At 31.0% G+C, this 26,091-nt stretch carries 24 protein-coding genes and 1 rRNA gene; 4 read left to right on the plus strand and 21 right to left on the minus strand.

What is annotated here, in order from left to right:
• From BDW31_RS02880 to BDW31_RS02915, 8 genes are all read right to left on the minus strand, one after another.
• A 16S ribosomal RNA gene (locus BDW31_RS02880) occupies positions 1 to 93 on the minus strand; the annotation flags it as partial.
• A gap of 455 nt (positions 94 to 548) precedes the next feature.
• Entirely contained in the window at positions 549 to 1,616 is a 1,068-nt protein-coding gene (locus BDW31_RS02885) for a P-loop NTPase (RefSeq protein ID WP_053025030.1), read from the minus strand.
• Between the two features lie 144 nt (positions 1,617 to 1,760).
• Entirely contained in the window at positions 1,761 to 3,212 is a 1,452-nt protein-coding gene (locus tag BDW31_RS02890) for an MDR family MFS transporter (protein WP_053025029.1), read from the minus strand.
• Positions 3,213 to 3,287: 75 nt separating this feature from the next.
• A complete protein-coding gene (locus tag BDW31_RS02895; protein ID WP_053025028.1) occupies positions 3,288 to 3,755 on the minus strand; it encodes a SepA family multidrug efflux transporter in 468 nt (155 codons plus the stop codon).
• A gap of 124 nt (positions 3,756 to 3,879) precedes the next feature.
• Positions 3,880 to 5,208, minus strand: a complete 1,329-nt coding sequence (gene sdrM / locus BDW31_RS02900; RefSeq protein ID WP_053025027.1) for a multidrug efflux MFS transporter SdrM — start codon at positions 5,206 to 5,208, stop codon at positions 3,880 to 3,882.
• 138 nt (positions 5,209 to 5,346) lie between these two features.
• On the minus strand, positions 5,347 to 6,030 hold the full coding sequence (gene trhA / locus BDW31_RS02905; protein WP_037549659.1) for a PAQR family membrane homeostasis protein TrhA: 684 nt from the start codon (positions 6,028 to 6,030) through the stop codon (positions 5,347 to 5,349).
• A 16-nt stretch (positions 6,031 to 6,046) separates the two neighbouring features.
• Positions 6,047 to 7,234 carry a UTP--glucose-1-phosphate uridylyltransferase gene (locus BDW31_RS02910; RefSeq protein WP_037549662.1) on the minus strand — a complete coding sequence of 396 codons (1,188 nt, stop codon included), beginning with the start codon at positions 7,232 to 7,234 and terminating at the stop codon, positions 6,047 to 6,049.
• A 55-nt stretch (positions 7,235 to 7,289) separates the two neighbouring features.
• A complete protein-coding gene (locus BDW31_RS02915) occupies positions 7,290 to 7,808 on the minus strand; it encodes a metal-dependent hydrolase (RefSeq protein ID WP_053025026.1) in 519 nt (172 codons plus the stop codon).
• Between the two features lie 176 nt (positions 7,809 to 7,984).
• On the opposite strand from BDW31_RS02915, the gene BDW31_RS02920 reads away from it, so the two are divergent.
• Positions 7,985 to 8,245, plus strand: a complete 261-nt coding sequence (locus BDW31_RS02920) for a SunI/YnzG family protein (protein WP_037549668.1) — start codon at positions 7,985 to 7,987, stop codon at positions 8,243 to 8,245.
• A 154-nt stretch (positions 8,246 to 8,399) separates the two neighbouring features.
• Positions 8,400 to 8,714, plus strand: coding sequence for a heme oxygenase (locus BDW31_RS02925; RefSeq protein WP_053025024.1), 315 nt, complete (start codon positions 8,400 to 8,402; stop codon positions 8,712 to 8,714).
• A 75-nt stretch (positions 8,715 to 8,789) separates the two neighbouring features.
• Here BDW31_RS02925 and BDW31_RS02930 read toward each other — a convergent pair whose 3' ends face one another.
• The 7 genes from BDW31_RS02930 to BDW31_RS02960 all read right to left on the minus strand — a co-directional run bounded on the left by BDW31_RS02930 (position 8,790) and on the right by BDW31_RS02960 (position 17,619).
• The gene (locus BDW31_RS02930) at positions 8,790 to 10,106 is read right to left on the minus strand and encodes a YjiH family protein (RefSeq protein ID WP_276312343.1); all 1,317 of its coding nucleotides are present in this window, start codon (positions 10,104 to 10,106) and stop codon (positions 8,790 to 8,792) included.
• A 269-nt stretch (positions 10,107 to 10,375) separates the two neighbouring features.
• Positions 10,376 to 11,341 carry a FecCD family ABC transporter permease gene (locus BDW31_RS02935; RefSeq protein WP_037549677.1) on the minus strand — a complete coding sequence of 322 codons (966 nt, stop codon included), beginning with the start codon at positions 11,339 to 11,341 and terminating at the stop codon, positions 10,376 to 10,378.
• Positions 11,338 to 12,369 carry a FecCD family ABC transporter permease gene (locus tag BDW31_RS02940; RefSeq protein ID WP_110709131.1) on the minus strand — a complete coding sequence of 344 codons (1,032 nt, stop codon included), beginning with the start codon at positions 12,367 to 12,369 and terminating at the stop codon, positions 11,338 to 11,340. The genes BDW31_RS02935 and BDW31_RS02940 overlap by 4 nt, the downstream gene beginning before the upstream one ends.
• Positions 12,370 to 12,380: 11 nt before the next feature.
• A complete protein-coding gene (locus BDW31_RS02945) occupies positions 12,381 to 13,379 on the minus strand; it encodes an ABC transporter substrate-binding protein (protein ID WP_110709133.1) in 999 nt (332 codons plus the stop codon).
• A gap of 238 nt (positions 13,380 to 13,617) precedes the next feature.
• Complete coding sequence (locus BDW31_RS02950) at positions 13,618 to 14,685, minus strand: alanine/ornithine racemase family PLP-dependent enzyme (RefSeq protein WP_110709135.1); 1,068 nt, start codon at positions 14,683 to 14,685, stop codon at positions 13,618 to 13,620.
• Positions 14,686 to 16,446: an IucA/IucC family protein gene (locus BDW31_RS02955; protein ID WP_053025021.1), complete on the minus strand. Its 1,761-nt coding sequence runs from the start codon at positions 16,444 to 16,446 to the stop codon at positions 14,686 to 14,688. It lies immediately after the preceding gene.
• Between the two features lie 3 nt (positions 16,447 to 16,449).
• Positions 16,450 to 17,619 (minus strand): MFS transporter, encoded by a 1,170-nt coding sequence (locus BDW31_RS02960; protein ID WP_053025020.1) that lies wholly within the window; start codon positions 17,617 to 17,619, stop codon positions 16,450 to 16,452.
• Positions 17,620 to 17,733: 114 nt separating this feature from the next.
• Here BDW31_RS02960 and BDW31_RS02965 point away from each other — a divergent pair, with 114 nt between their 5' ends.
• Positions 17,734 to 19,683 carry an IucA/IucC family protein gene (locus tag BDW31_RS02965; protein ID WP_053025019.1) on the plus strand — a complete coding sequence of 650 codons (1,950 nt, stop codon included), beginning with the start codon at positions 17,734 to 17,736 and terminating at the stop codon, positions 19,681 to 19,683.
• A gap of 78 nt (positions 19,684 to 19,761) precedes the next feature.
• On the opposite strand, the gene BDW31_RS02970 is transcribed toward BDW31_RS02965, so the two are convergent.
• From BDW31_RS02970 to BDW31_RS02990, 5 genes are all read right to left on the minus strand, one after another.
• On the minus strand, positions 19,762 to 20,292 hold the full coding sequence (locus BDW31_RS02970) for an Asp23/Gls24 family envelope stress response protein (RefSeq protein ID WP_053025018.1): 531 nt from the start codon (positions 20,290 to 20,292) through the stop codon (positions 19,762 to 19,764).
• Between the two features lie 56 nt (positions 20,293 to 20,348).
• Complete coding sequence (locus BDW31_RS02975) at positions 20,349 to 20,588, minus strand: DUF2273 domain-containing protein (RefSeq protein WP_011275167.1); 240 nt, start codon at positions 20,586 to 20,588, stop codon at positions 20,349 to 20,351.
• 12 nt (positions 20,589 to 20,600) lie between these two features.
• Positions 20,601 to 21,137, minus strand: a complete 537-nt coding sequence (gene amaP / locus BDW31_RS02980; RefSeq protein WP_037536063.1) for an alkaline shock response membrane anchor protein AmaP — start codon at positions 21,135 to 21,137, stop codon at positions 20,601 to 20,603.
• Between the two features lie 176 nt (positions 21,138 to 21,313).
• Positions 21,314 to 22,864: a BCCT family transporter gene (locus BDW31_RS02985; RefSeq protein ID WP_053025017.1), complete on the minus strand. Its 1,551-nt coding sequence runs from the start codon at positions 22,862 to 22,864 to the stop codon at positions 21,314 to 21,316.
• 120 nt (positions 22,865 to 22,984) lie between these two features.
• Entirely contained in the window at positions 22,985 to 23,995 is a 1,011-nt protein-coding gene (locus tag BDW31_RS02990) for a zinc-binding alcohol dehydrogenase family protein (RefSeq protein ID WP_110709137.1), read from the minus strand.
• A gap of 144 nt (positions 23,996 to 24,139) precedes the next feature.
• On the opposite strand from BDW31_RS02990, the gene BDW31_RS02995 reads away from it, so the two are divergent.
• On the plus strand, positions 24,140 to 25,141 hold the full coding sequence (locus tag BDW31_RS02995; protein WP_110709139.1) for an LLM class flavin-dependent oxidoreductase: 1,002 nt from the start codon (positions 24,140 to 24,142) through the stop codon (positions 25,139 to 25,141).
• Between the two features lie 42 nt (positions 25,142 to 25,183).
• On the opposite strand, the gene BDW31_RS03000 is transcribed toward BDW31_RS02995, so the two are convergent.
• Positions 25,184 to 26,032 carry an alpha/beta hydrolase gene (locus tag BDW31_RS03000; protein ID WP_053025015.1) on the minus strand — a complete coding sequence of 283 codons (849 nt, stop codon included), beginning with the start codon at positions 26,030 to 26,032 and terminating at the stop codon, positions 25,184 to 25,186.
• Positions 26,033 to 26,091: the final 59 nt, after the last annotated feature.

The raw sequence follows: 26,091 nt of genomic DNA on the forward strand, positions 1-26,091 counted from the left end.
CAAAGGAGCAAGCTCCTTATCTGTTCGCTCGACTTGCATGTATTAGGCACGCCGCCAGCGTTCATCCTGAGCCAGGATCAAACTCTCCATAAAAATTTATGATGTTTGATTAGCTCATAATACTAAATAGTGTTTGTAACATTTAAGTTACTATTTTGGAATTAACGTTGACATATTGTCATTCAGTTTTCAATGTTCATTTTTTAAAAAACCAACTTCTTAATCATATAACTTTCATTTAACAAAGTCAATAACTTTTGTTGATTACTTTTAATATTTTAAGTCATCTCAATTTGTTTTGCAATGGTAACTTTTACACCATCGAAACAAACTTTATAAAGAATTAACATCCGTTTTTGACGACTTTTATATAATATCAAGATAAAAGTATTACGTCAACACTTTTTTGAACTAAATTTTAAATAAAATATGGTTCGGTTGGATGTGTTACCCATAAGAAAACATTGTATCAGATTCAAGATATTTTGCAATAGAAAAAAAGCATGGAATTTAAAATTCCATGCGTCGATTTTACACTAAATCTTTCTTTATTTTTTAATTGTAGATGCTATCACTTTTTGGGCGATAGATGTGTAGATTTTTCCTAAACGATCATCTGCTTGATAAATAGAGGGTGAGAAATCTTTAGGATTCCAAGTAGGTTGTTCTAATGGTAGTTCTCCTAATAACTGAGTATTTAATTCATCTGCTAGTTTACGTCCTCCGCCTTTACCAAAGACATATTCTTTATTACCTGTTTCTTTACTTTCAAAATAACTCATATTTTCGATAACACCGAGAATAGAGTGCTCGGTATGTTTTGCCATTGCCCCTGCTCTAGCCGCAACAAATGCTGCAGTAGGATGCGGTGTCGTTACAATTATCTCTTTACTACTTGGTAGCATTGAATGTACATCTAAAGCTACATCCCCTGTTCCTGGAGGTAAGTCTAATAGTAAGTAATCAAGTTCTCCCCATTTCACTTCTACAAAGAAATTGGTTAACATTTTCCCTAACATAGGTCCACGCCATATTACTGGTTCATTCTCTTCTACAAAAAAGGCCATTGATATAACTTTCACTCCATGACGTTCTACTGGAATAATCTCTTTTCCTTGAACTCCTGGTTTCTCATCAATACCCATCATATCTGGAACACTAAAACCATAAATATCCGCATCAACTAATCCAACACGTTTACCTTCGCGGGCTAAGGCTACTGCTAAATTTACTGCTACTGTAGATTTACCTACACCGCCTTTTCCTGAAGCGATCGCTATAAATTCTACAGGATTGTCTTTAGATAAAAGCCCTTCAATGGTCTTAGGTTGTTCTTCTTTCTTACCAGTATATTGCTCAACCGTTTCGGAAGGTAATTCTTCAAATCTTATGCCAACAGTATTAGCACCATTATCTTTAAGCGCTTTAACTATTGCCATTTGTAAATCTAATTGCGGTTGTCCGCCTAATTGTGCCATTGCCACTTTGACACTAACATGCTCTATTTCTTCTTTAATAGTTACTTCTACAATACCGTCTGTCTCTTTAAGTGGTACATCTATAATTGGATCTTTTAATGCTCCAACTATTTCTTTCACTTGATCTACCGTTAACAATGAAAATCCCCCTTATTATTCTTTATACCTCTATAATATCAAATATTAATATGTATTGACTTTCTAAATTAGTATATATTTTTTAAATGTATAAAAAAAGAAGTTAGCTCACTATTTGTTGGCTAACTTCTATCAATATGAGAATTACATATCCCGTGTATTTTTTGAATTTTTATTATAATGTCTTTCCTCTTTGATGAATAAAGAGAAAATAAAACCAATAATTACAAGACCAGTTACTATTGCAAACGATAAATCTACACCAGCTGCAACACTCTGTCTTTGTAATATTTCATGGTTCGAACTTGCTGAAGAACCAGTGATTAGTATTTTTGCACCAATACTCATGAAAGTGACCATTAAAGCTGTTCCTAGAGAGCCGGCCATAACACGACCGAAGTTCATGATGGCAGTACCATGTGATATATCTTCATTTCTAAGTGCATTGATGCCTGCAGTATTGATAGGCATCATTAATAATGAAACTGCAAACATTCTTATAGCATAAACAACAACTAACATAGTGTATGATGAATCATATTTCAAGAAACTTAAAGATGCCGTTGTTGCGATAAGAATAATGAAACCAATTAAAATTAAAAGTCTAGGCCCATACTTATCATATATTTTACCTGTATAAACAGACATTATACCGTTTAAAATTGCTCCGGGCATAATGACCAATCCAGACATAAATGCGCTCAACCCAAGTCCATTTTGAACAAATAAAGGAATTAAGAGGGCTGGACCTACCATTGACATCATTACAATCATTGAGGTTATTGTACTGAAAGTGAATATTTTACTTTTAAAAACTCTGAGGTTTAACAAAGGATTAGTGATACTTAACTGTCTTCTAATAAATGTGATAACTATTAGAATACCAATAATGGCCGAGATTATAACAATTGGATTAGTGAAGCCCAAATTACCTGCGCTACTGAACGCATAAAGCATTAATCCGAATCCTAACGTTGAATAAACAACTGATCTTTTATCTAATGCTGTCTTTTTAGTTTCGTTATAACTAGATAGCGTGATAGCACCAAATATATATCCTACGAGCGCAATGCCTACAACTATAATGAAAGGCACTCTCCAACTTGTATTATCAATAATTAACCCAGAAAACGTAGGACCTATTGCTGGAGCAAATTGTATGACCAAACCAGCCAATCCCATTGCAAATCCACGTTTCTCTTTTGAAAATAAAGTAAACAATGTGAACTGCATGAGTGGCATAATAATTCCGGCACCAATAGCTTGTATCACTCTGGCAAACATTAGGACACCAAAGCTAGGTGCAATGGCAGCTACAATTGAACCGACTAAGAAAATTCCCATTGAAACTAAATATAATGGTTTTGTTTTTATTCGATCCATCAAATAGGCAGTTAAAGGAATCATAGTCCCATTAACAAGCATAAAGCCCGTTACTAACCATTGAGCAGTATTTTCAGATGTATTTAATTCTCTCATAATGTGTGGCAAAGCCGTATTTAGTAAAGTTTGATTTAAAATAGCGATAAATGCACTTAATAGCATTACCGCTACGATGAGGTTCCGTTTTTTTGTGGATACTTCTATATTCGCCATATAAAAACTCCTTTTATTTCATACATATTTTTATATTCAACCAAACTTTAGTATGCCAAGCAAACTAAATGCTTCCTATTTCTTATTATTAAGGTTCTCACTATCTGGATAAAATATAATTTTAAATATATATAACAATCCTATGATGACTGAAATAACCCAAAAATCAATCTCGATATAAACGTAATGTATGTGAATAATAAAATAGAAGAGTATCGTAGTAACAACGTATGAAATCAAGTGGTACAAACTGCCATCAAAATATGGATTATTGGGCAATTGTTTTCTAAAATAATCCATTAAATGTTCAATGGCAAATAAAATGAAGTAACCAAAAACAATATAGCTACCATAATAAACTAAATTATCTACTAAATTTTTATTGTAGGTAAAATAACCTAGCTTAAAAAAAATTAGAATTCGACTTAATCCAAATAAACCAAATCCTAAAAACATTAAAAAAATAGCACCTGAAATGATAAAGATAGTGAGGACAAGTAAAGTTGATAAAATATTTTTATAATTGTTTTTTAAAAATTTCACCTTTCTGTCCTCCTTTTTATACACGGTCATTTTATCATTAATAAATCACGATATAAAATTTAAAGTACGTTAGTCTAAAACTTTATTATTCTTCAATTATATTTCATTTGAATGATTAAACACTCTATACATCGGATCTATTAAGCGTTGACCACATAATAATGAGAAGAATAGCGACTAATGAAACTGCAAATAATATATTGTAAAAATGCCCATCCATGATTCCAACTGACATAGCATAGAAATATCCCATTACAGTTGAACCTATTGATGAACCTAAATTTTTAGTTAAAGCATAGAAAGACATCATTTTCTTCATATGTCTAGGATCTGTTTCTTCTTGAACGATGACACTGTCCTTTGTATAAACAAATCCAAAACTTAAGCCAGCAAGAATTACTGTTGCTGCTATTAATAATGGTACTTTGAGACCAAACATGAGTATGATACTGCTAATCAATAATAATGTAAAAGCACTAATATATAATGCTTTTCGAGTTAAGTTCTCTTCTACCTTTGCTAAGTTAAAATTTAAAACTAACCAAGCTACTGACAGTGGGAATATAACCAAACCACTTTGAAGTGGTGAAAGATGTAAGTGATCTTGTAAGTAGATTGGAATGTATAAATTGTATCCCATTAAAGACATAGCTATTAATAAATCTGTTACAAACACTAGTGAAACTGAACGATTAAACTCTGAAATTGGGATAAATGGATTTTTTATTTTACTCTCAAATTTAAATAAAATAAGGATAAAAATGAAAGCTAACATCAATGAAATAATATTTAATACTACTGATGACTTATACAATAAACCAAACATAAATAATCCTATAAATATGTAAAAGAAAGAAAGTCCCTTAACATCGAAGCTTGAGGATTTAACTTCTGATTCATCTGGAAAATGAAAAGTAATAAATGCAAGTATAATTGCAATAACTGCTATTGGAATGTTTATAAAAAATAACCAATGCCATGTTGCAAACTCTAAAATTGCCCCACCTAATAACGGTCCAATAATACTTGAAATTCCCCAGACACTTCCTACTATTCCCATAATTTTGTATCTAAATGGTATTTCAAATGCTAATTTTGGAACAATTTGAGTCAGCGACATCATAACTCCTGCTCCCAATCCTTGAACGATTCTAGAGATAATAAGCATTATAAATGTGCTACTCATTCCTGACATTAAACTACCAATACCAAATAAAAACACGCCTACCATTGCAATATATAATATTTTAAATCTTGTTAATAATTCACCAACAATAGGATTCGCAACTACAAGCGCTATGAAATAAACAGTAAATACTAATGATATAGATGCACCAGCGTTTAAATCAGTTCTTATAGTGGGCATCGCTAATGAGATAATTGAGCTTTCTATTGCAGCCATAAACATAGTTAAAACTAAAGTTACGACGATACCTATTGATTTAAAGTTCATGAACATTATTCCTCCTAAATAAATTTCAGATTCTTTAATAGGATAATCAACATTTTATTTTATATGCAATAGAATGATTACTTTAAATAAAAAATAAGACTGATGACCGATAAAATCATCAACCTTATTTTGAATTCTCTATATAAAATAAAGTATTGCTATTAAATGAAACATTGAAGCGATTACGATAAAAATATGCCAAATCATATGAAAGTATGGACGGTTTTTTTGGGCATAAAACCAAGCACCAATAGTGTAAGATAAGCCTCCTAGTACAATGAATAAGATAAATAACCAAGATGTACGCATAATGATAATAGGTAGAAAAATAATACCAACCCATCCCATTACTAAATAGACAATCAAACTTAATTTAGGATTCACATTAACAGAAATGGACTTATACAAAATTCCCCAAATTGTAGTACCCCAAAGTAATATGAATACAAACCAACCAATCCATCCTCCTACTACAGTTAATAAAACTGGCGTATAAGTTCCTGAAATAGCAACATAAATCATACTATGATCAATAATTCTTAAAATATATTTGTGAGCAGTATTATTTTTCATTGCATGATAAATAGTTGAAGAGATAAACATCATAAAAATACTAATTACAAATATAGAAATACTAACTGAGCTTAACGTTCCATGTGCTATATAACTATGAACTGCGGCATATGGTAGTAAAAGAAGTGTAAGTAACGCAGCTACACCATGTGAAACTGAGTTACCAATTTCTTCACCGAAAGATAGAGGAATGATGTCTTTAAATGATTCGACAACAGTACCTTTTGCATTCTTAGTTGAGTTAGACATCTGGCCCCACCACCTTTTAAATTAAATTCAAACGTTCTAAATCTGACGTAGCAGTTTCAACACTATCTTTACCTTCTTTATTTTTAAGTGGCGAAAATTCATCTTCTCTATTAACTTGCAACGTTACAAAACTTGTTGCATATCTAAAAATATCAAAGTAAAACAATTCAAATTTTAATGTTGGTTTTTCAACAACTCCAAAATCTTCATCTAATTGCTTTAATTTTTTCACTGCTAAGTGATATGGTAAATCATTATTTACTGCTTGTTTAATAAATGCAACTTTAAAGGCATGAATTCCAATGTTTGCATTATCAAACGTATTAGCGACCGCTTCATCCAATTCAGAATACTCAAGAACCGTGTCCTTACTATTTTGGTTTACTAATCGTCCGACACTTTCACCATCTTTAGGTTGAATTGATTTAGAAGTTACATCACAATCATTTACCACTGTAAACCCAGCAAATAATGGATCTAATACTTTAACTAATACGTTATCAATGTTATTTAAGAAAATAAATTTCACACCATCAGATGCCATTTTATCTAAGTAACCATTTTTTTCTAATGATTTAAATACACCACCATTTCCGTTTGGCGTCTCCATTATATATCCCTGTTCATTAAGTACCAATTGCCCAGTTTCACTTAATGCGACCATGTTTTCTTGTTTAAAGAAATGTACATTATCAGGTTTATAACCAAAATAATCATGTTGTTCAAAGTACGATAACGTTTCTTCATGATTGATATCACTAGTCATGATATACCAATTGATTAAATGACCAGTTTCCTTTTTAAGTTTAAGTAATTGTCGTGCTTGTAATTCAAACAAACTAACTCCTTTTATTTCAAATGAACCTTTTGGCCCTTTATAACCTAAACGCGTCCCTTGACCACCAGCCATTAATAAAACTGCAAATTCACCGTTTCGTATTGCTTCTATGCCTTTTTGTTCATATTTAGCACTTTCTTGATTAGTCAATTCAGTCTTGCGTAGATATTTTACTTCTGAAACAGATGACACATCAGAAATTGATTGACGGTTAACATATAAATCTTGAAATAATTGTTGAATACTTTCTAAATTTAATTCATTCACTCTCGATTCTAATTTTTCTTTTTCATTACTGCTCATTAACTTTTCATATTCACTCAAATGTTCTTGATTATATTTCTTTAATTGATTTTGATCTAACATTTTAACTCTCCTTGTAATTAATTCAATATGTATTCATACTCTCATTATTTGATAGTTACCCTAAAATGGACTGACTTATATATTTTAATAAATGACTAATAGAGGTTTGAAATAATATGTATAATGCACCAATACTTAATGCAGTAGCCAGTGATACATCGACTAAGCCACCAGTTTTAAAGGTAAACGGGAACTTAATAGTAAGAGGAATAGGATAAAGTAACTTTACTCCCCTTGGCGTTAACATATCTAGTATAACATGAGAGGCCATACCACCGATAATAGAAACCAAATAGTAAGTAGGAGTTTGAATCAAATTAAGGAGAAATATAATGATACCTATAAATAACAAAGAGTGAGTGAATGTCCTATGACCGAATAACAGCCTAATAATTAAACTAAGCAATTTTAATTTTCTACCAATTTTACTACCAGTGTGACAAATGTCTGGTAATAAACTTGAAACTATAGATAAACATATTACTGTAACAGTTGAGAACAAATCTGTTTGAAAGTGTTCGGTTGTTAATACACCTACTAGTAACCCAGCAGATACGTGAGTTTTGCCTGTCATAAACCTTCTCCTTTATAGAGAACATTTTAACATAAATCACTCTAAAATACGAACATATTTTCGGTGTTAGCTAAATAGTGTATCACAAAATTTAAAAAGTATATCATTATTACTTGAAAACGATTACACAATGATATATGATATAGACATAAATAACATAAAGGATGTGTTCTTTAATGGCAATGACTGTTAAGAAAGATAATAATGAAGTTAGAATTCAATGGAGAGTAGCTGATATCAAAATCCCTACTAGTGAAATTAAAAATATTTCACAAGACCAAGAAATTCATGCCGTTCCAGATTTAGATTCTAAAAATATTTCACGTATCGGTTCTACCTTTGGTAAAACTAATAGAGTGCTTATTGATACAGATGATCATGAATACATTATTTATACGCACAACGACCAAAAGGTTTATAACGAATTAACTAAATAATAACAATATACATTTTTCATTCGCAAAGTTATAAAAAAACTGTCAACTTCCGCTATGTAGTTGACAGTTTTTTAATCTAAAATAATAAATACTGTATTACTTTGTATTTTTCTCAATATTAATTAAACTACACTTAGATAGGGAGGTTAAAATTATGTTTGTTGTTACAAATAGAATTACCGTAAAAAAAGGATTTGCAGAAAAAATGGCGCCAAGATTCACTAAAGGTGGAAAAATTGAAACATTGCAAGGTTTTCATAAAATTGAAGTTTGGAAAGTAGTACGAGATCATGAAAGTGAAGACATGTATGTAAATACATGGTGGGAGACTGAAAAAGACTTTGAAGCTTGGACTAAAAGCGATGCATTTAAAGAAGCACATCAAAACAGAGACAAAACATCGTCTGAATCTTCACCGGTGATTAGCAGTGAAATTGTTAAAGCTACGGTGTTATCTACATTAAATTAAAAAAAGGCAATGAAGTATAGATAGGAATTGTTTATTTCAACATTTCTAACCTCTAACTTCATTGCCTTTACTATTTTATAATAATAAATGAGCCATTAACGCTATAATTGGTAAAGTGATTGCAGTTCTAATTAGGAAAATCATAAATAATTTACCTAAACTTACTGGTATTTTAGAACCTAATATTACACCACCAACTTCTGATAAATATATTAATTGAGAAATACTTAAGGCACCAATTACAAATCTTGTAATCTCACTGTGCGCATTAGCAATTAATATAGAAGGTAAGAACATATCTGCAAAACCAATCAATAATGTTTCAGAGGCTTTAGCCGCTTCTGGTATTTGCAATAATTCAAGAATTGGAATAAAAGGTTGACCAATAATTGCAAATACTGGCGTATAATTAGCTATCATAGTCGCAAGCGTTCCGATGCTCATAACGACTGGAAGGATAACAAACCACATATCTATTACAGTTTTTAAACCGGATTTCCAAAACTCTTTAAACCCTGGTGCTTTCAATCCAACAATAGTTGCCTCTTCAAAACCATGTCCCAGTGCCGTTTTACCTTCAGGTAGTTTTTCTAATCTAGTATTCTCAGAAACTTCTTTAGTAAATTCATCAGGTATTTTGTTTAATGGCCAAATACGTGGCATGATCATTGCAGCAACAAAACATGAAATAATTACAGTTAAATAAAACGCAAAAAATTTATGTTGTAATCCCACAGTTTCTGCAATAACGATAGCAAAAGTAATTGAAACGACACTAAACGTAGTAGAAATCACTATGGATTCCCTTCTAGAGTATATGCCTCTTTCATACTGACGACTTGTTATTAGGACACCTACAGTTCCATCACCAATAAACGAAGCTAAATTATCTACTGTAGATCGCCCTGGTAATGTGAATAATGGTCTCATAATTGGTCTAAATAAGGGGCCTAAAAATTCTAATAAACCATATTCCATTAAAAAAGGTAAGAATAGTGCAGCAAATAAAAATACTGCAACCAATGTAGGTAAAAGATCATAAAACACTAAACCACCAGTATCCTCTGAATAAATAACCTTTGAACCAAGTTTAAAATAGGTCATCCATACAAAGACGACGGCTAATAATCTTAATGTCATCCAGACTGGACCAACTTTAAATGCACTATCTAATAATCCGCCTGGTTTAACTTTATTTTTAAAAATTGTCGAATATAGTACTGTTAATATTGCAGACAATGTAATAATTAAAATTATAATAATTGGCATTGCATCACCAAGTAGACCTTTTAGCCAATTTGCTAAAAAGGCTACAGGTAATGTAGTTTGTTTCTCACCATCTTGTATAACTGGTACTGGAATTAAGAAAAGTATAATTCCAATAATAGACATAGTTATGAATTTCGCTCTACCTTTGGCAATCTGTTGCTTTGAGTAACCTTCCACCACTAATAACCTCTTTCTTTCTCATTATTGATGCTTTTATATTCATTGATTATGTAAATATATTAAGTAAAACAGCGAACTTTTATATAAATATAAGAATATATGCATTTTTATAAATAGTATGTTAAATACTATATATCATTTTTAATTGATATGCAATATAAAAAGAGCTAATTTTCATCATAAATATGAGAATAATTAGCTCTTAAATTTCATTAAATTCGTCTTAATAAAAATAAGAAATATGGCACCCCAATGATAGCAATTATTACACCCACAGGTATATCTAATGGTGGATGAATTCCTCTCGCTAACCCATCACTGAACAAGATTAAAATTGAACCTATACAACCAGACATAATTACAACATGGAAGTAACGCTGACCTACAATAGATCTAGCGATATGTGGTGCAATTAGGCCTAGAAAACTTATACCGCCTACTACTGAAATTGAGGCACCAGCCAGCATAACCGACAAAATAAGTAAGATCATTTTGAGTCTTTGTACTCTTGCACCAAGCGCCGTAGCAATATTTTCTCCTAAATTTAAAATATCTAATTGATAACTTAAACATAATACGAGTGGTAAAGTTATAACAAACCAGGGTATGATTGAATAGAAATTTTCAATAGTATGACCATATAAACTCCCTGTCAACCAAACTAACGCATTATTTGCATCCATAGGGTTTCTAATAAGTAAAAATTGAACTACAGCGGTACATATAGCACCGATAGCTAACCCAATTAAAGCTAAAGTTGAGCCTTTAATATTATATTTAGCAATTAAAAATGACAAAATCAAACTAATAAATAATGCACCTATGAACGAACCAATAGGTAGTACTAATAGCGGTGCTGAAGGAAATAGCATAATTACTATAATAGCTGCCAAACTTGCGCCTTTAGTTATACCTATAACATCAGGAGATGCTAGTGGGTTTCTAACTACCCCTTGAATCACCGCTCCAGAAATGGCCAAACTACTTCCTACAACTAAACCTAGTAACGTTCTTGGAATTCGGTACTCGTTTAATATAAAATCATCAAATTTTAGAATTCCATGAATTGCTTTCAAAGGACTGTACATTGTTGAACCAACACATAAACTTACAAATATGCTTACAATTAAGCAGATGATTACAACAGTGTAACGAATAGATAATTGTCGTTTTGTCATATTCGTTTCACCCCTTTTAAAGTTATTAATAGGAAGTAAATTGCCCCAACAAATGAAGTGACAATACCAACTGGAGATTCGTAAGGAAATGTAATAAGTCTACTTAACATATCTGATAGTAATAATAAATCGGCACCTATCAAAAAAGTTAAAGGCACCATTAAGAAGTAATCTTTACTTATATAACGTTTAACTATATGAGGGACGATTAAACCAATGAATCCAATCGGTCCAGCTATTGAAACAGATACACCTGCTAATACAATTACAAGTATACCTATTACAATTCTAATCAATTGTGTCTTTTGTCCCAATCCTTTTGCTATGTCGTCCCCTAATTCCATAATGGTTAATTGACGTCCCAATAACATAGTTAAAATAAGTGATAATATTAACCAAGGCATAACCGACAATACTGCAGTCCATTTCAATCCATTAAGAGATCCTACCAACCAAAACATAACAGTAGTATTAGAATCTTCATTTAGTATTATGATACCTTGCGTTAAACTACTGAAAAATAAATGAATTGCCATTCCAGCAAGAGCTAATTTAATTGGCGTTATTTTTTTCGTTGAACCAGATAGTATATATACAGTTAGACCGCCAATAAATGCCCCTAAGAAGGCTAAATATGTTGCATGGTTACCTAGTGAAGGTATTAATATCGTCACTAATACTATTACAAATGATGCACCGGAATTAACACCAAATATTTGTGGAGACGCTAATGGATTCCTAGTAATCGCTTGCATTAAGAGGCCAGCTAAGGCTAACGCACCGCCAATTAATAACCCACCAATCATTCTTGGCATTCTTACATTATGAATTAGAAATGTTTGTTTATTATTTATAGATGTAAAAAAGTATTCAAAAATATGTTTAGCATGAATTTCAGACGAGCCAATCGCTAAATTAAAATAAGCAAAAATAAAAAGAAAGCACCCACTCACAATAAATGTGAGTGCAGTGCGTCTCTTATTTGCTTTGTCTAAAGCAGATTGACTATCAGTAGATCTAATAGTCATTTTTTGCCACCTTACTTTTCTTTATCTTTTTTTGAAATTTCTACAAGTTCTTTAGCCATTTCTTCAGAAGATACTAACCCTCGAGCTCTTGCCCAAGTATCACGACTAACGATACTTACACGATTATGTTTAACCGCATCTAATGTGTCCCAAACCGGATCTTTTTTCATTTCTTGATATGATGGTTCTTTAGGACTTGCTCCATCAGTCATTATAAACATACGTTCAGGATTAACGTCTTTTAACGTTTCTGCATTAAGTTGTAAATAAGGTCCTTGTAAATATTTGCTTAACCCTTTAGTGACGTCTTTATTTAATGCTTCTTTAAAGCCAAGTTGACTTAAGAATTGACCTACATAAGATTCACTTGGATGAGCTAATAATCCAGATTTAGACGCTACAGCTGGTAATACTTTTTCTTTTTTATCAAATTGAATTTCATCTTTATATTTTGCAAGTTTTTCTTTATGCTCTTCTAAACGTTTCTTACCTTCATCTTCTTTATTTAAAGCTTTGGCAATTGTTTTAAAAGCTTCTATATTATCATTATAATCTCCATCAAAACTTTTTAATTCAATTGTTGGAGCAATTTTACTTAATTCTTTATAAATACCTTTGTGTCTGTTACTATCTGCAATAATTAAATCTGGTTTTAATTTACTGATTTCTTCTAAGTTGGGTTGTTTACGAGCACCAACAGATTTATAATCTCCAATTTTTTCTTTTAATGGTTTAATAATACGATCTGGTTTGTTGTCATCAGCAACCCCAACAGGTTTAACATTTAGTGCCGCTAAAGCATCTACAAATGAAAATTCCAACGCTACGACACGTTTAGCATCTTTAGGAACTTTAGTTGTGCCTAATTCGTGTTTAATTTTAATAGAATCTTTCGATGACGATTTATTACCTGAATCACCTGAACCATTATTGCTAACATTACCACAAGCAGTAACTAAAACTAATGTAAATAATAATGCGACTATACCTGCAAACTTAAAGCCTTTCATGAATTCCACTCCTTAATATGTATAGGTTTACAATACATAGTTTATTGATAACGATTATCAATGTCAATACGATTTAGTGTATTTTTTAATTTTTTTATAAAAATAGATTAGAATTTTAATTATTAATGGATTTTACCTAGAAATGATAAAATAAAAAGCCATTAATCAGAATAAATTCAAAATTAAAGGCTAATATTTATTAAAGTTTATATGATTATTAATAACTACAAAGAATTGATTAACATTTTTTATTAATCAATAATGGAGAATTGACCATTTTACTATTCAAAGAGTGAATATAATTATCCTTAAAATAGTGTTTTGTCATGTGGTTATGATACATTACTTGAGAAAGCGCCTCATACTCCATAGCAAATTCTATAATATCACCAACTTTATAGTAATCTTGATTGTTTAAATTAATCATTAGATGATCACTTGATGCACCAACAATGCTAACATCATTCTTAATAGGTTTAATTTTATTTACGTCTGTGTCAACATAGCCAATATCTACAATCGCTTGTAAGTAGCATTGGTTATTATCAGATAGACGTGGTTTAACCTCTAAAATTTCCGCTTCTACTGTAATTGCATTTTGAAATAGCATTGGTATAGATTGATTTGTTGTAGTATCTATTCCTCTAAATAATGCCTCACCTATTCGTAACTCATTAATCTTACCCAAATCATTGTACATTAATTGTGGTATCATACTTGAGTTTCCACCTGATACAACATTTAATCTAAACCCTAAATTATATTCAATAGCATCAACGAATTGATTTATCTTTAATATATCTTCTTCAGTTGGAGCCGAAGACTTGAAACACATAAAGTTAAATGCAATACCTATTAGTTGAATATGAGTCATTTTGATGATTTCTTCAATATAATTTAGTACATCATAAGTTATAACCCCTTCACGTCTATCCTTCCAATCTATCATTAACATAATTTGATGTTTTTGATTTAACTGTTTAGCAATGTCATTTATCTCTCTAATTGACTCAATTTCAGTTTGCATACTCATTTTCACTGATTTAATCAGTTGAGTATAATGTTTTTTAGATGTTGGTCTTAGTAAAAGATAATCGCATTGCCCCTTGAAATCTTCATTTATATTTTCAAGTCTTGATTCTGCAAAATGGGTGAACCCTGATTGAATTAATGTTTCGATAATTCGATTATCACCAGCTACACATTTAATTACTGGGGTTAAATGTATATCATTATTTTCTAATAACGCTCTTAGTGCATCTGCATTATATTCAATTTTAGATAAGTTTATATTGATTTGAGCCAATTATCTCACCTCATCTCTAATTGGATTATCAAGTTCGATATTTAAATATTTTTTCACTCTATTGCTCATACGCATGCGTAATAATGCCTTAACAGTAATCTTTGAACCAAAGAGCACATCTTTTAAAGCTTGAGCATGTGGTTTATTATCACTTATTGCTAATTTAACTTCATTTTGAACTAGAGTGAACAATTCTTCTTCAGTTACAAATTCCGTTTTTGAAAAGTGATGAATTAATTCAGCTAACTGATTCTGAATAACAGCATGCTGAAATTTCGCAATAACTTCTTCAATTGAATCTGCCAATAAACTTTGATTGGACACGTTGATATTTTTCAGTTTATGAGTAAGTGTATTTAAATCAATTCGAGACCCACCTAAATCACGCACAATAAAATTCATTTGATAATTAGGTCCTAAATTAACTATAGTATTTTGCATATGCGCTTCTAAAGCTATGCCATACTCTTGAATTAAATTGATTAAAGGCGTAATAAGTTGTCGACTATAATTTTGAATAAAGGTTAATATACCTCTATTATTTAACTCACCATTAATCCATTCGATATAACTATCAACTGTAATATGTCGATCAATTGGATTAGGATTAACCAATGCACCAGTAACAATAGTCACCCCAATGTTTGCAATATAAGGTGTTTCTCTGACAATGCATGCTAACTGTCTAGCATCCTCGTCATTTGTTTTCGCACATAAACCATAAGGTTCTATTGCAACATTTAGTTGTGGATATTGATTTAATACATTTTGTAAAGCGCTACTTAATTTAGGTCCGTCTACCGTTGTAACACTTGAAACTGTTCTGACAGCACTCGTTGCTTGTACATTGACAGGTAATTTTATATGATATGGCTTATTGATGAGTGCCATCGTCCTAAATGATAGTGTTGCTTTCGAATCGACATCAAATGGTGTTGTTAATAAAAACTTATTAGCAATCCAATTCGCAAACTTATCGTAGATAGTATGGTTGTATTGCCATGGATGTACTAATATCACAAAATAGTCTTCTAACGAAATATGAATAAACTGTGCATATTTTCTAATTCTTATTTGATATTCAGGTATTACTTTCTTCAATATGAAATCTTCATCATTATCTATACACGTAGCTTGTGCACAGTCTTTATGGATTAACATAATTTTTAGCGGTATTACTTTTTCAAACTCAGGTGAATACATTTTAACTTCATCCATAGTTAATGGCAGTTTCGTTTTAGTAAGTGGATGTGTAGGATGACCTTCTAATACTAAGCTTTCTGAGTATAACAAATCATTGATTTCATTCGCGTCACTCAAATGTTGTAACCATGCAAAAAAATTTAAAGTTGTTGGCATACCAGAAAATTGCATACTAGATTGCACATTATGTTGACGTTGATAAAATTGTTTATAAATTTCAACAAAACTATCTCTACTATGTATTATTTCATCTATTAATTGCTGATGTATATTAATGTCAAAATGATTACTTAATATTTCTAATAAAGCTTCTACTGTTGGTACTTCCATTATATTAGCACCACATTGATATGCAATTGGTCCTACAAATTCATACCTTGACATTACACTGTTATGATTAAAGTGAGTAGAAAGTATACATCCATGATATTGTATATCTAATTGATCATCTTTAGTTGTAATAATAGTTTGTTCTTTCCAAATGCCTTCTTTTATTAAAGCATTTAAAATACGATATTGTATATTAGTATCCGCATTTTGCCATGCGTTTAGAATCATACTTTACTCCTCCAATTTAATTGGTCTTTGAATTATATATGCAATAAATGCAATTACAAAAGTAAATATTCCCATTGTGATAAATGTATTAATAGGTCCCATTATTTCTGATAATGTTGTTAATATTAAACTACCTAAAGGAATCATCCCTCTATCCATCATGACGATACTTAATATTTTTCCTCGATGCTCTGATGCTATATCCTCTTGAAAATATATACGATTTGAAGTTCTAGCTAATTGACCAAATAAACCTACAAGTGACATGCAGATAAACATAAATATAATGTTATGCATAATGACACCTACAAGCGCTAATCCAAATAGACAAGAACTTAAATAATACATTTGCACAGTGGTGAACTTTTTCAAAATTATGGGTAGTATAAGTGTTGCAATCATACCACCTACAGCACAAAAGGTCATTGACACACCAAAGATTTCCGAGCGACCAGGAAAGAGATCATGTACTAATACTGGTACTAGTGCAGTATACGAAAAACCAGTAGCCATGATAATCAATGACGTAATAAATATTTTTGAGGCCTGCATATTATTCTTAAAGTATTCCCACACAACCGTAAATGAAAACCCTTTGTTAGCTTTATTTGTCTCACCAACTGTCTTGAAAGTTAATGGTAAACACAATAGAACAGCAATGAAGTAACACATTGATTGCACTAGAAAAGTAAACGGTGCATGGTAAATTGAGAGTATCAATCCTGCGATTGCCGGACCTATTGAGCGACATATGTTTATGATAAAAGAATGATATGAAACGGCTTGGCTTGTATTTAAATGTACAGATAAATCGGGCAATACAGCTTGTCTTATTGGTGTTTCCGTCGCATTGATCATACCTCGAAGTGTGGCATAAATAAGGATGATAATAATCGGCACTTGTTCTAACAAAAAGGTACAAACACATAGTGTGCTTGTCACTAAAAATGAAGATGAAATGGTAAATTTCAATAATTTTCCTCTATCAAATTTATCAGCTATAGCGCCAGCCCAGACACTTAGTAACAAAATTGGTACGAGTCGGCAACAATTAACCAATCCCAAATAGACTGCGTTATGATAACTAGTAAGTACATACCAATTCAAGCCAATTTGTCCTATCCAATTCCCTAGAAATAATAAAAAGGAACTAGAGAAGAAAAATTTCGCCACAGTATTCCACCTACTTATTTATAATAAACTTTATAATTGATAATGAATATCATTATCGATATTATGGATTATACAAATGATTTAGATTTTTGTAAAATGAATTTGAGGTGCAATATGGATAATTTAATTTCAATAGACAATATAGATTTACATTTAACTGATGAAGAATTAGGAGCTTTATCGTTTTTAAAGCAAGAAATGCCTCATTTAGTAAACTACATTAAAAATGAATTGCTCGTTGCACGAGATAAAATTTCTCAACGCTTAATTACATCCCTTTACAGAGAAAATTTAGTCAACGCTAAATCAAATAGTACCTTTGTCTCGTCATGTGATATTAAAAACTTTCCAATAAATGGAGAACACCAAATTATGCGCGTGCATTTTCCCGAAAGCGATAAATATTTATTCGCAAAAGTTTCCGGAACTCATGCATTTGGCCGTGTAGATGTTGAAGGTCCATTTTATTATTGTGATAGTGATGGTAGACAATGTGTTCGTATACTTCATCCTAATGAAGTATTAGCTGATATCTTAAAGGAAAATCCAGAGCTTGATAATGAGGCAAGTTCTCAATTCAAAGACGATATGGAAAACAGTGTTGCAAATATGGCGTTAGCACTTGCATATCAAGCATATGAGATGCAACATTCAAATGAACCTTTATTGGAAATAATTCTTAATGAGCAAGATAGTTATTTGCGTTCAGAGCAGGCAGTTATAGAGGGACATCCGCTTCATCCTGGAGCTAAATTGCGTAAAGGCCTTAATGCTAATGAGAATATTAAATATAGTTCAGAATACAATAAAGAAATTCATTTAAAGTGTGTACTTATTCACCAAAGTGTCGCTAGAATACAATCTTTATCGTTTACTTATAATGCTGAATTAGAAGCGCAATTTCCAGAACTATATAGCCAAATTAAAACTGAGTGTGATAACTTGAGTAATTTGAGTGAATATCATTTAATGATTGTTCATCCTTGGCAGTTAGATAATGTATTATTAAGTCAATACGAAGAGGAAATAAATAATAATTTAATGATTCCACTAAAGATAGAAATACCTTATTACGCTGGTTTATCTTTTAGAACTTTAATGCCAAAATTCCCAAGCACGTTGCCACATATTAAGTTATCTACCAATGTACATATTACTGGTGAAATTAGAACTTTATCTGAACAAACAACTCACAATGGTCCTTTAGTAACTCAAATCTTAAATGACATTTTAAAGCAAGATAAAGATTTCACTCATTATAGAGTTGGTATTTTAAATGAATTTGCTGGTATTCACTTTTATAATATAAATGACGAAGAAACTATTCAAACAGATCGAAGTGAGCAATTAGGAACGCTCTTTAGGGACAATGTGTACAATCTAACTGAAAAAGATAGTATTCCTATGATTCCTTCAAGTTTAGTGGTTAATTATAAATATAATGAAGAACCACCAATTATTAGTTTAATTCAACGTTATAAACATCATTACGACAAATCAAATCTTGATATCGCAGCTCAAGAATGGTTGTCAGATTACATTTCTCAATTGTTAGGCATAGTGATTCCTTTATATGCTAAATATGGCATTGCACTTGAAGCCCATTTACAAAATTCAATTGCAACGTTTAACGCTGATGGACGATTAAATACTATTTATATTCGTGATTTTGAAGGCTTACGTATTGATGAACAATTTTTAAATGAATCTGGATATACGACAAATCATTTTCACGAAAAATCTAGAATCTTGACCGATTCTAAAACAACAGTATTTAATAAAGTCTTTTACTCGACAGTTCAAAATCACATAGGTGAACTTATATTAACTGTTTCAAAATTCATTGAGGATGAAGAATTTGAATCTAAACTGTGGGATAGCGTAAGCGAAATTATTCATAACATTTTAAATAGCTTAACGAATATTAATACAAGCCACATTTCAGAAATTAAACAAATTATATTTGATAGAGACATTGATTATAAATGCGTGACAACGATGCGTTTAGAAGATGAAGCACATCACTATACTTATATTAAAGTAAGTAATCCACTACATGGTTAAACGATATTAGAAATCAAAGCTTAATTCTAAAATAAAAAACCCTTTAGGCTATATAAACCTAAAGGGTTAAATCTATTATTATTGTAATCCTGATCTTTCAGAGTTGTTGTTATTATTATTGTTGTTTTTTTCGTTTTTTTGTTGCCATTCTTTTTTAGTCATAACATCATCAACTTGCATGTTAACTTCTACAACTTGTAAGCCAGTGATATATTTAACTTGCTCTTTTACTAATTCAGTAACTTTACGGAAGATTTTTGGTGCTGATTCACCATATTCTAAGATTACTTTTAAGTCGATTGCTGCTTGTTTTTCGCCAACTTCAACAGAAACACCAGTAGTTACATTGTTGCCACTAGAGAATGCATTAGTAAAGTTATCAGCGAAACCGCCTTTCATATCTAAGATACCTTTAACTTCACGAGCTGCGATTCCAGCAATTTTTTCTACAACTTCATCTGAGAAAGTTAATTTGTTTTCAAATTGTTGTTGTTCATTTTGTTCTCTGTATTGTTCTGCTTGTTTTTGCTGTTCTTCTCTTTCTTTTTCATTAACTCCAGTTTGATTATTGTAAGCTTGTTTAGCTTTGTTATTGTTATCTGCTGACATATTACATTCTCCTTTATAATTGAATTTTTTTATTATTTAGTTCTTAAATAAATTATTTAACTCCATCTATTTAAGAAATTCATGAAATCCTGTGTACGGTCTTTAATATACCCAACACCAATTCCGATTAAACATAAAACGATAACCAAAATTGTTTTCCAAAACCCTAAAGTTAGGAATAAGATTGCTATAATTAAAAATGCAAAGAAACCAATGATACGCCATTTATATGATTTAATGAAGTCAATGATTTGTTGACTTGCATCTTGTCCATTTTGATTATTATTATCAGCCATGTTATCCCTCCCTTACAGAACACGTTGTCCAGCAGTTTTTTGATCTCTGACATTTACTTCAAGTTTTCTCACTGGTAATTCAGTAAAATGTTCTACATTATGCTTAATGTCTGAACGAATACTTTCAGTTAGTGACTTAACTTGTACATCATTTGGTACTAAGAAGTCAGCCTTGATATCAATGTAAGATTTGCTTTTCTTATTATAAAGCTTCGCTACAACATTAGGTTGTCTTACTTGATCGTATTTAGTAAGTGTATCGTAAGCTGATTTTTCAACTGCTTTACGAGATACATAAATATGACCATCATCATAATCTTTGTATAATCCTGGTTTTCTATATGTTGGTTTAAAGATGCTGAATACTAATATTAAACCTATCAATATAAGTAGAGCAGCTAAACCAATTAATAGTGGCTGGAACCAATTGAATTGTAAGAAGAAGTCTTGATACTTAGATATACGACTATCTTTTATGTACATAAACAATAGGAATCCAACAATAGCAACTATTAATAGGCCGAGGATAAAGTTTTTTAGCCTTTTCACCTCGTATGCACCTCCTAAATTATTGTTGAATTATTATATAGAAAATAATACCCTTTAAATATTTTTCAAAACATTAATGAAAAACTATTAATTTAATTATATAAATATTTATTAAAGTTTTACTTTCTAGATAGAATATTCCCAAATTTAGCACAATAAAAACATATATTTTATTATTATTTTTTCAATTCTTTTTGCTTTGAACTTTTATACTGTAATATGTTTGGAAACTTATTAGAAGTTCTTGGATGATCGATACTTAATGATTTAAACAATGACCAAATCATTAAAATAATAACTATTGAAAATGGTAAAGCGGCAATGATTAATAAGTTTTGAATCGCTTGTGTACCACCTGTATAAATCATAATCATTGCAAATAATGCTAGAATAATACCCCAACTTACTTTCACAAATGATGCAGGATTGATGTCACCTTTAGAACTAAGCATACCCAATACGTATGTTGCTGAATCGGCTGAAGTCACGAAGAAGATCATAATAACTACGAGAGTAATTATGCTAAGAATAAATCCTAGTGGATAATGTTCCAACGTAGCAAATGTTGCAGTTTCAGTAGCTTCTTTTGCAATGTTAGCAATACCTTTATCTTGTAAATAAACAGCAGATGATCCAAATACAGCAAAGAAGAAGAAACATACAAGTGCAGGTACAAATAGAACACCAAGTATAAATTCTTTAATTGTACGACCTCTAGATACCCTAGCAATAAAGATACCCACGAATGGTGCCCATGATACCCACCAAGCCCAATAGAATATTGTCCAGTTTTGGAGCCATTGGAATTTTTCTCCTCCATTCATTGGAATACGTAAACTCATACTAAAGAAATTAAAGATATAATTACCTAAACCATTTGTAAATGTATTTAGAATATAAAGTGTTGGGCCAACAATAAATAAGCCAATTAATACAATAAAGGCTAACAGCATATTGACGTTACTAAGCGTTTTAATCCCTTTATCTATACCTGACCAAGCAGACCACGTAAACAATATAGTCGCAATAATAATTAATATTACCTGTGTACCGAAATTGTTTGGTACATTAAATAGGAAATTTAGGCCTTCATTTATTTGAAGTGCACCAAATCCGAGAGTTGCTGCGACGCCTGTAACAGTGGCGATAACAGCTAATACATCAATTGCACCACCTATAGCGCCTTTCATTGATTTTTCACCAAATATAGGAACTAAGGTTGCACTTACTAATCCAGGGTAGCCTTTATGGAAACTAAAATATGCAAAGACTAATGCTACAATTCCATATACTGCCCATGCATGTAATCCCCAATGAAAGAACGAAAATTGAAATGCATCATTGATAGCAGATGGAGTACCTGCTTTATGTATAGGGGGTAACGTAAATGCGTGACTTATTGGTTCTGCAGTAGTCCAAAATACTAGTCCAATACCCATACCAGCACTAAATAACATGGCGAACCAAGAAGGCAGTGAGAATTCAGGATCTTCACCTTCTTCACCAAGTGTTATCGATGCATATCTTGAAAACAATAAATATACACAAACAAAAAATATGAGTAAAACCAATAACAAATAATACCAAGAAAAATTCTGTGCTATAAATGAAGTAATGTTTTGGGTTCCTGTTTCTAATTGTGTCGGCATAAAAGCGCCATATAAAACAAATAGAGTACAAATAGCTAATGCTGTCCAAAACACAAAACTAATTGATTTTTTTCGCAACATAATACTCCTTTCAATAAAATGGTTAATAAAGCATTTAAGTCAAAATAAAATGACGTTTATCCTATTGCCTTTTTTTATAGGAATAAACGCCATTTATAAAGAAATATATATAGTTTGTTAATTTAAATTAATGACCAATTTGCCAATCATTGTATTGGATTCTAATATTTGGTGTGCTTGATAGATGTTTTCAGTGGTTAATCCTTCTATAACTTTAGTTGTTGTAGGTTGATAAATATTCTGTTCAACCTTATTTGTTATGTCTTCTAAATATTCATGATGTTTTATCATATCATCAGTTTGATTTAATGGTCTAGCAAACATAAATTCATGTGAGAAACTTAAACTTTTTGGTTTCAAAGCATTTAAATCTTGGTCATTTTCAAAAGTTACAATAGTAGCAATATGACCTCTAGGTTTCACTAATTGAATCATGTCGTCATAGTACATATCCGTATTAAATGTACAGAATACGTAATCAACCAGTTCAATACCTTGTGTCTTAAATTGATTTATTAAACTCTCTTTGTGATTGAGTACAATATCAGCACCCATTTTTTTAGTCCATTCAATTGTTTCATTACGCGATGCTGTTGTAATCACCCTTAAACCATAGGACTTAGCAATTTGAGTAACAATACTTCCTACGCCACCTGCGCCATTTATAATTAACAACGTTTTACCTTCATTTTCATTACGTTTGCGTGAAATACCAAACACATCAAACAATGTTTCATATGCTGTTATACCGGTTAATGGTAAGCTTACTGCCTGCTCAGCGCTAATATTTTTAGGTGCCTTAGCTACTAATTTCTCATCAATCAATTGGTATTCCGCATTTGATCCGTTTTGATCAGGTGAACCAGAGTAATATACTACGTCACCCTGATTAAACATAGTAACTTCACTTCCAACAGATTCAATCAAACCAATCGCATCAAATCCTAGTACACGAGGTATTTTTGACACGTTCATTAATCGTTGTTTTGTATCAACGGGATTGACACTAATAGACTGAATTTTAACTAATAATTCATGTCCTTTTGGTTCTGGTATATCTAAATTATACGTTTTAAATAAATTTCCATCTGATAGTTTAAACGGTTGTTCAAATCCAATTGCTTTCACTATTCATCCGCCACCTTTTTCAAATCTAATATTAAACTAAGTATAATATTTCAAACAAATATATAGCAATATAGAAGCCTTCAATTTAAAATACAACTAAATCTAATTTTTCCTATAAAAATCATTGAAAGGAGCATATAAAAATTGAAATTAAGTATTTTAGATTATGTTCCAATTTTTGAAGGTAGAAACGCCCATGATGCATTTAATCATAGCATTACGTTAGCCCGTACTGCTGAACAATTAGGTTATACAAGATATTGGGTTGCTGAACATCATAATGTATTCTCTGTTGCGTCAAGTGCACCTGAAATCGTAATGATGATGCTATTAGAACAAACACAAACGATTAAAATAGGAAGCGGAGGCGTCATGTTACCGCACTACAGTGCCTACAAAGTGGCAGAACAATTTAGAATAATGGAAGCTCGCCATCCTAATAGAGTAGATATGGGTTTAGGTCGTTCTCCGAGTTTCAAGCAAGTAAATGAAGCACTTAATGAGTATAAATCAACAAAACCAAATTTAGACAATCAAATAGAGGACTTACTACACTACTTTAGCAACAAATATGAAGCCCCACATCGATTCATGTCTATCAAAGCAACACCTGAAATTAATACTTCTCCACAAATGTTTATTCTAGGTATGAGTGAGAGAAGTGCGGAATTAGCTGCTCAAAAAGGGCTACCATTCGTCATTGCATTTATGGGACAAACTCAAACCAAGATTAATAGCCTAATAGAATATTATCGAAAACGATTCAAACAATTGAATGACATTTCAAAATCTAATGAGCCATATGTAATTATGTCGACATTTGTAATTACTGCAAACACGCTTAATAAAGTTGATGATTTATTAGATGCATTACATTTATGGCTTTTACGTATTAATTATCTCAACCAACCTAAATCATATCCTTCTATTAATACTGCTCAACAACGTAACTATAGCACTAGTGAACGTAATAAAATTGAGCAAAATAAAAGCCGTGTCATAAGTGGATTGCCTAAAGATATTCATCTAAAATTAACTTATTTATTAAATACGTATCAAGTGGATGAAATCATGATAATGCCTCATGTATATGGGGAACAAGCAAGATTGGAATTGATTCAATTAGTCGCCAATAATTCACTTTAAACTTTGATTATTTTAGTGTTCAAGCAATGTTATTACTTACTACTACCATAAAAAATTTATGATTTCATCTGACACTTCTTTATTATGATGTAGCGCACTATGTTGCGCTTTCTCCCCTCTATATTCAGATTCTTTATATGTTTTATGACTATTGCCCAACAAGTATTTTAAGGAGCGAGACGAACTATTAGATACCCTTCCATCAGAGTGTGTTCCGTCTTTCAAATCACCATAAATATTTAGTACTTCTATGTTTTTATTTTTATAGACATCTTTTAGATCTAATAATTTTTCATAATCAGCATTCATTTTACTAGGCTTACCATCTTTATCGACAGTAATTTCATTTACTTTTTCATTTAAATTTAAAACACCGTTATATGTATCAGCTATATTTACTTCTTTTTGAAGTTGAGGTAATTGTTTATCATTTCCATAATATTTCATAAAATGCGCAAAAGATAAGTTCCCCATTGAATGCGCTACAAAATTATAATTATCTATATTGTATTTTGATTTCATTTTTGTAAGTACATTTTTTATGTTTTGAGCATTTTGCATAATGTCACCATTTTTATTATCTTCAAATAATATTTTTATAATTGGATTCCTAGACTTCTTTGAAATTTTGCCACTAAACTGTACTTTTCCGTTTGATAAAACATATGCTGTAACTACATCCTTGATGACACCTTTTTTTACAGCTTGATTGACCATATATTTTTCAGAATTATTGGTTCCACCATATCCATGCATAAATAAAGTTGCAACTTTCTTTTTATCATTACTTTGATAATGAGATGAATTGTTACTCTTTGATTGACATCCTACTAATGTAAAAATCATTAGGCTAATAATCAAACTAAATATTATCTTTTTAAAAATTCTCATAATAATACTCCAATTTGTTTTCTTTAAGTATAAATGATGTAGTTACAAAAATGAAAATT

Origin of the sequence: Staphylococcus sp. AtHG25, from assembly GCF_003217445.1 — a bacterium.
Taxonomy (GTDB): Bacteria; Bacillota; Bacilli; order Staphylococcales; family Staphylococcaceae; genus Staphylococcus; species Staphylococcus haemolyticus.

Coding starts and splice junctions, on each gene's coding strand:
- BDW31_RS02890 (WP_053025029.1), bottom strand. CDS start 3,212: ATGGCGAATATAGAAGTATCCACAAAAAAACGGAACCTCATCGTAGCG.
- sdrM (WP_053025027.1), bottom strand. CDS start 5,208: ATGAACTTTAAATCAATAGGTATCGTCGTAACTTTAGTTTTAACTATG.
- trhA (WP_037549659.1), bottom strand. CDS start 6,030: ATGTCTAACTCAACTAAGAATGCAAAAGGTACTGTTGTCGAATCATTT.
- BDW31_RS02910 (WP_037549662.1), bottom strand. CDS start 7,234: ATGTTAGATCAAAATCAATTAAAGAAATATAATCAAGAACATTTGAGT.
- BDW31_RS02915 (WP_053025026.1), bottom strand. CDS start 7,808: ATGACAGGCAAAACTCACGTATCTGCTGGGTTACTAGTAGGTGTATTA.
- BDW31_RS02920 (WP_037549668.1), top strand. CDS start 7,985: ATGGCAATGACTGTTAAGAAAGATAATAATGAAGTTAGAATTCAATGG.
- BDW31_RS02925 (WP_053025024.1), top strand. CDS start 8,400: ATGTTTGTTGTTACAAATAGAATTACCGTAAAAAAAGGATTTGCAGAA.
- BDW31_RS02930 (WP_276312343.1), bottom strand. CDS start 10,106: ATGTCTATTATTGGAATTATACTTTTCTTAATTCCAGTACCAGTTATA.
- BDW31_RS02935 (WP_037549677.1), bottom strand. CDS start 11,341: ATGACAAAACGACAATTATCTATTCGTTACACTGTTGTAATCATCTGC.
- BDW31_RS02940 (WP_110709131.1), bottom strand. CDS start 12,369: ATGACTATTAGATCTACTGATAGTCAATCTGCTTTAGACAAAGCAAAT.
- BDW31_RS02945 (WP_110709133.1), bottom strand. CDS start 13,379: ATGAAAGGCTTTAAGTTTGCAGGTATAGTCGCATTATTATTTACATTA.
- BDW31_RS02955 (WP_053025021.1), bottom strand. CDS start 16,446: ATGATTCTAAACGCATGGCAAAATGCGGATACTAATATACAATATCGT.
- BDW31_RS02965 (WP_053025019.1), top strand. CDS start 17,734: ATGGATAATTTAATTTCAATAGACAATATAGATTTACATTTAACTGAT.
- BDW31_RS02970 (WP_053025018.1), bottom strand. CDS start 20,292: ATGTCAGCAGATAACAATAACAAAGCTAAACAAGCTTACAATAATCAA.
- BDW31_RS02975 (WP_011275167.1), bottom strand. CDS start 20,588: ATGGCTGATAATAATAATCAAAATGGACAAGATGCAAGTCAACAAATC.
- BDW31_RS03000 (WP_053025015.1), bottom strand. CDS start 26,032: ATGAGAATTTTTAAAAAGATAATATTTAGTTTGATTATTAGCCTAATG.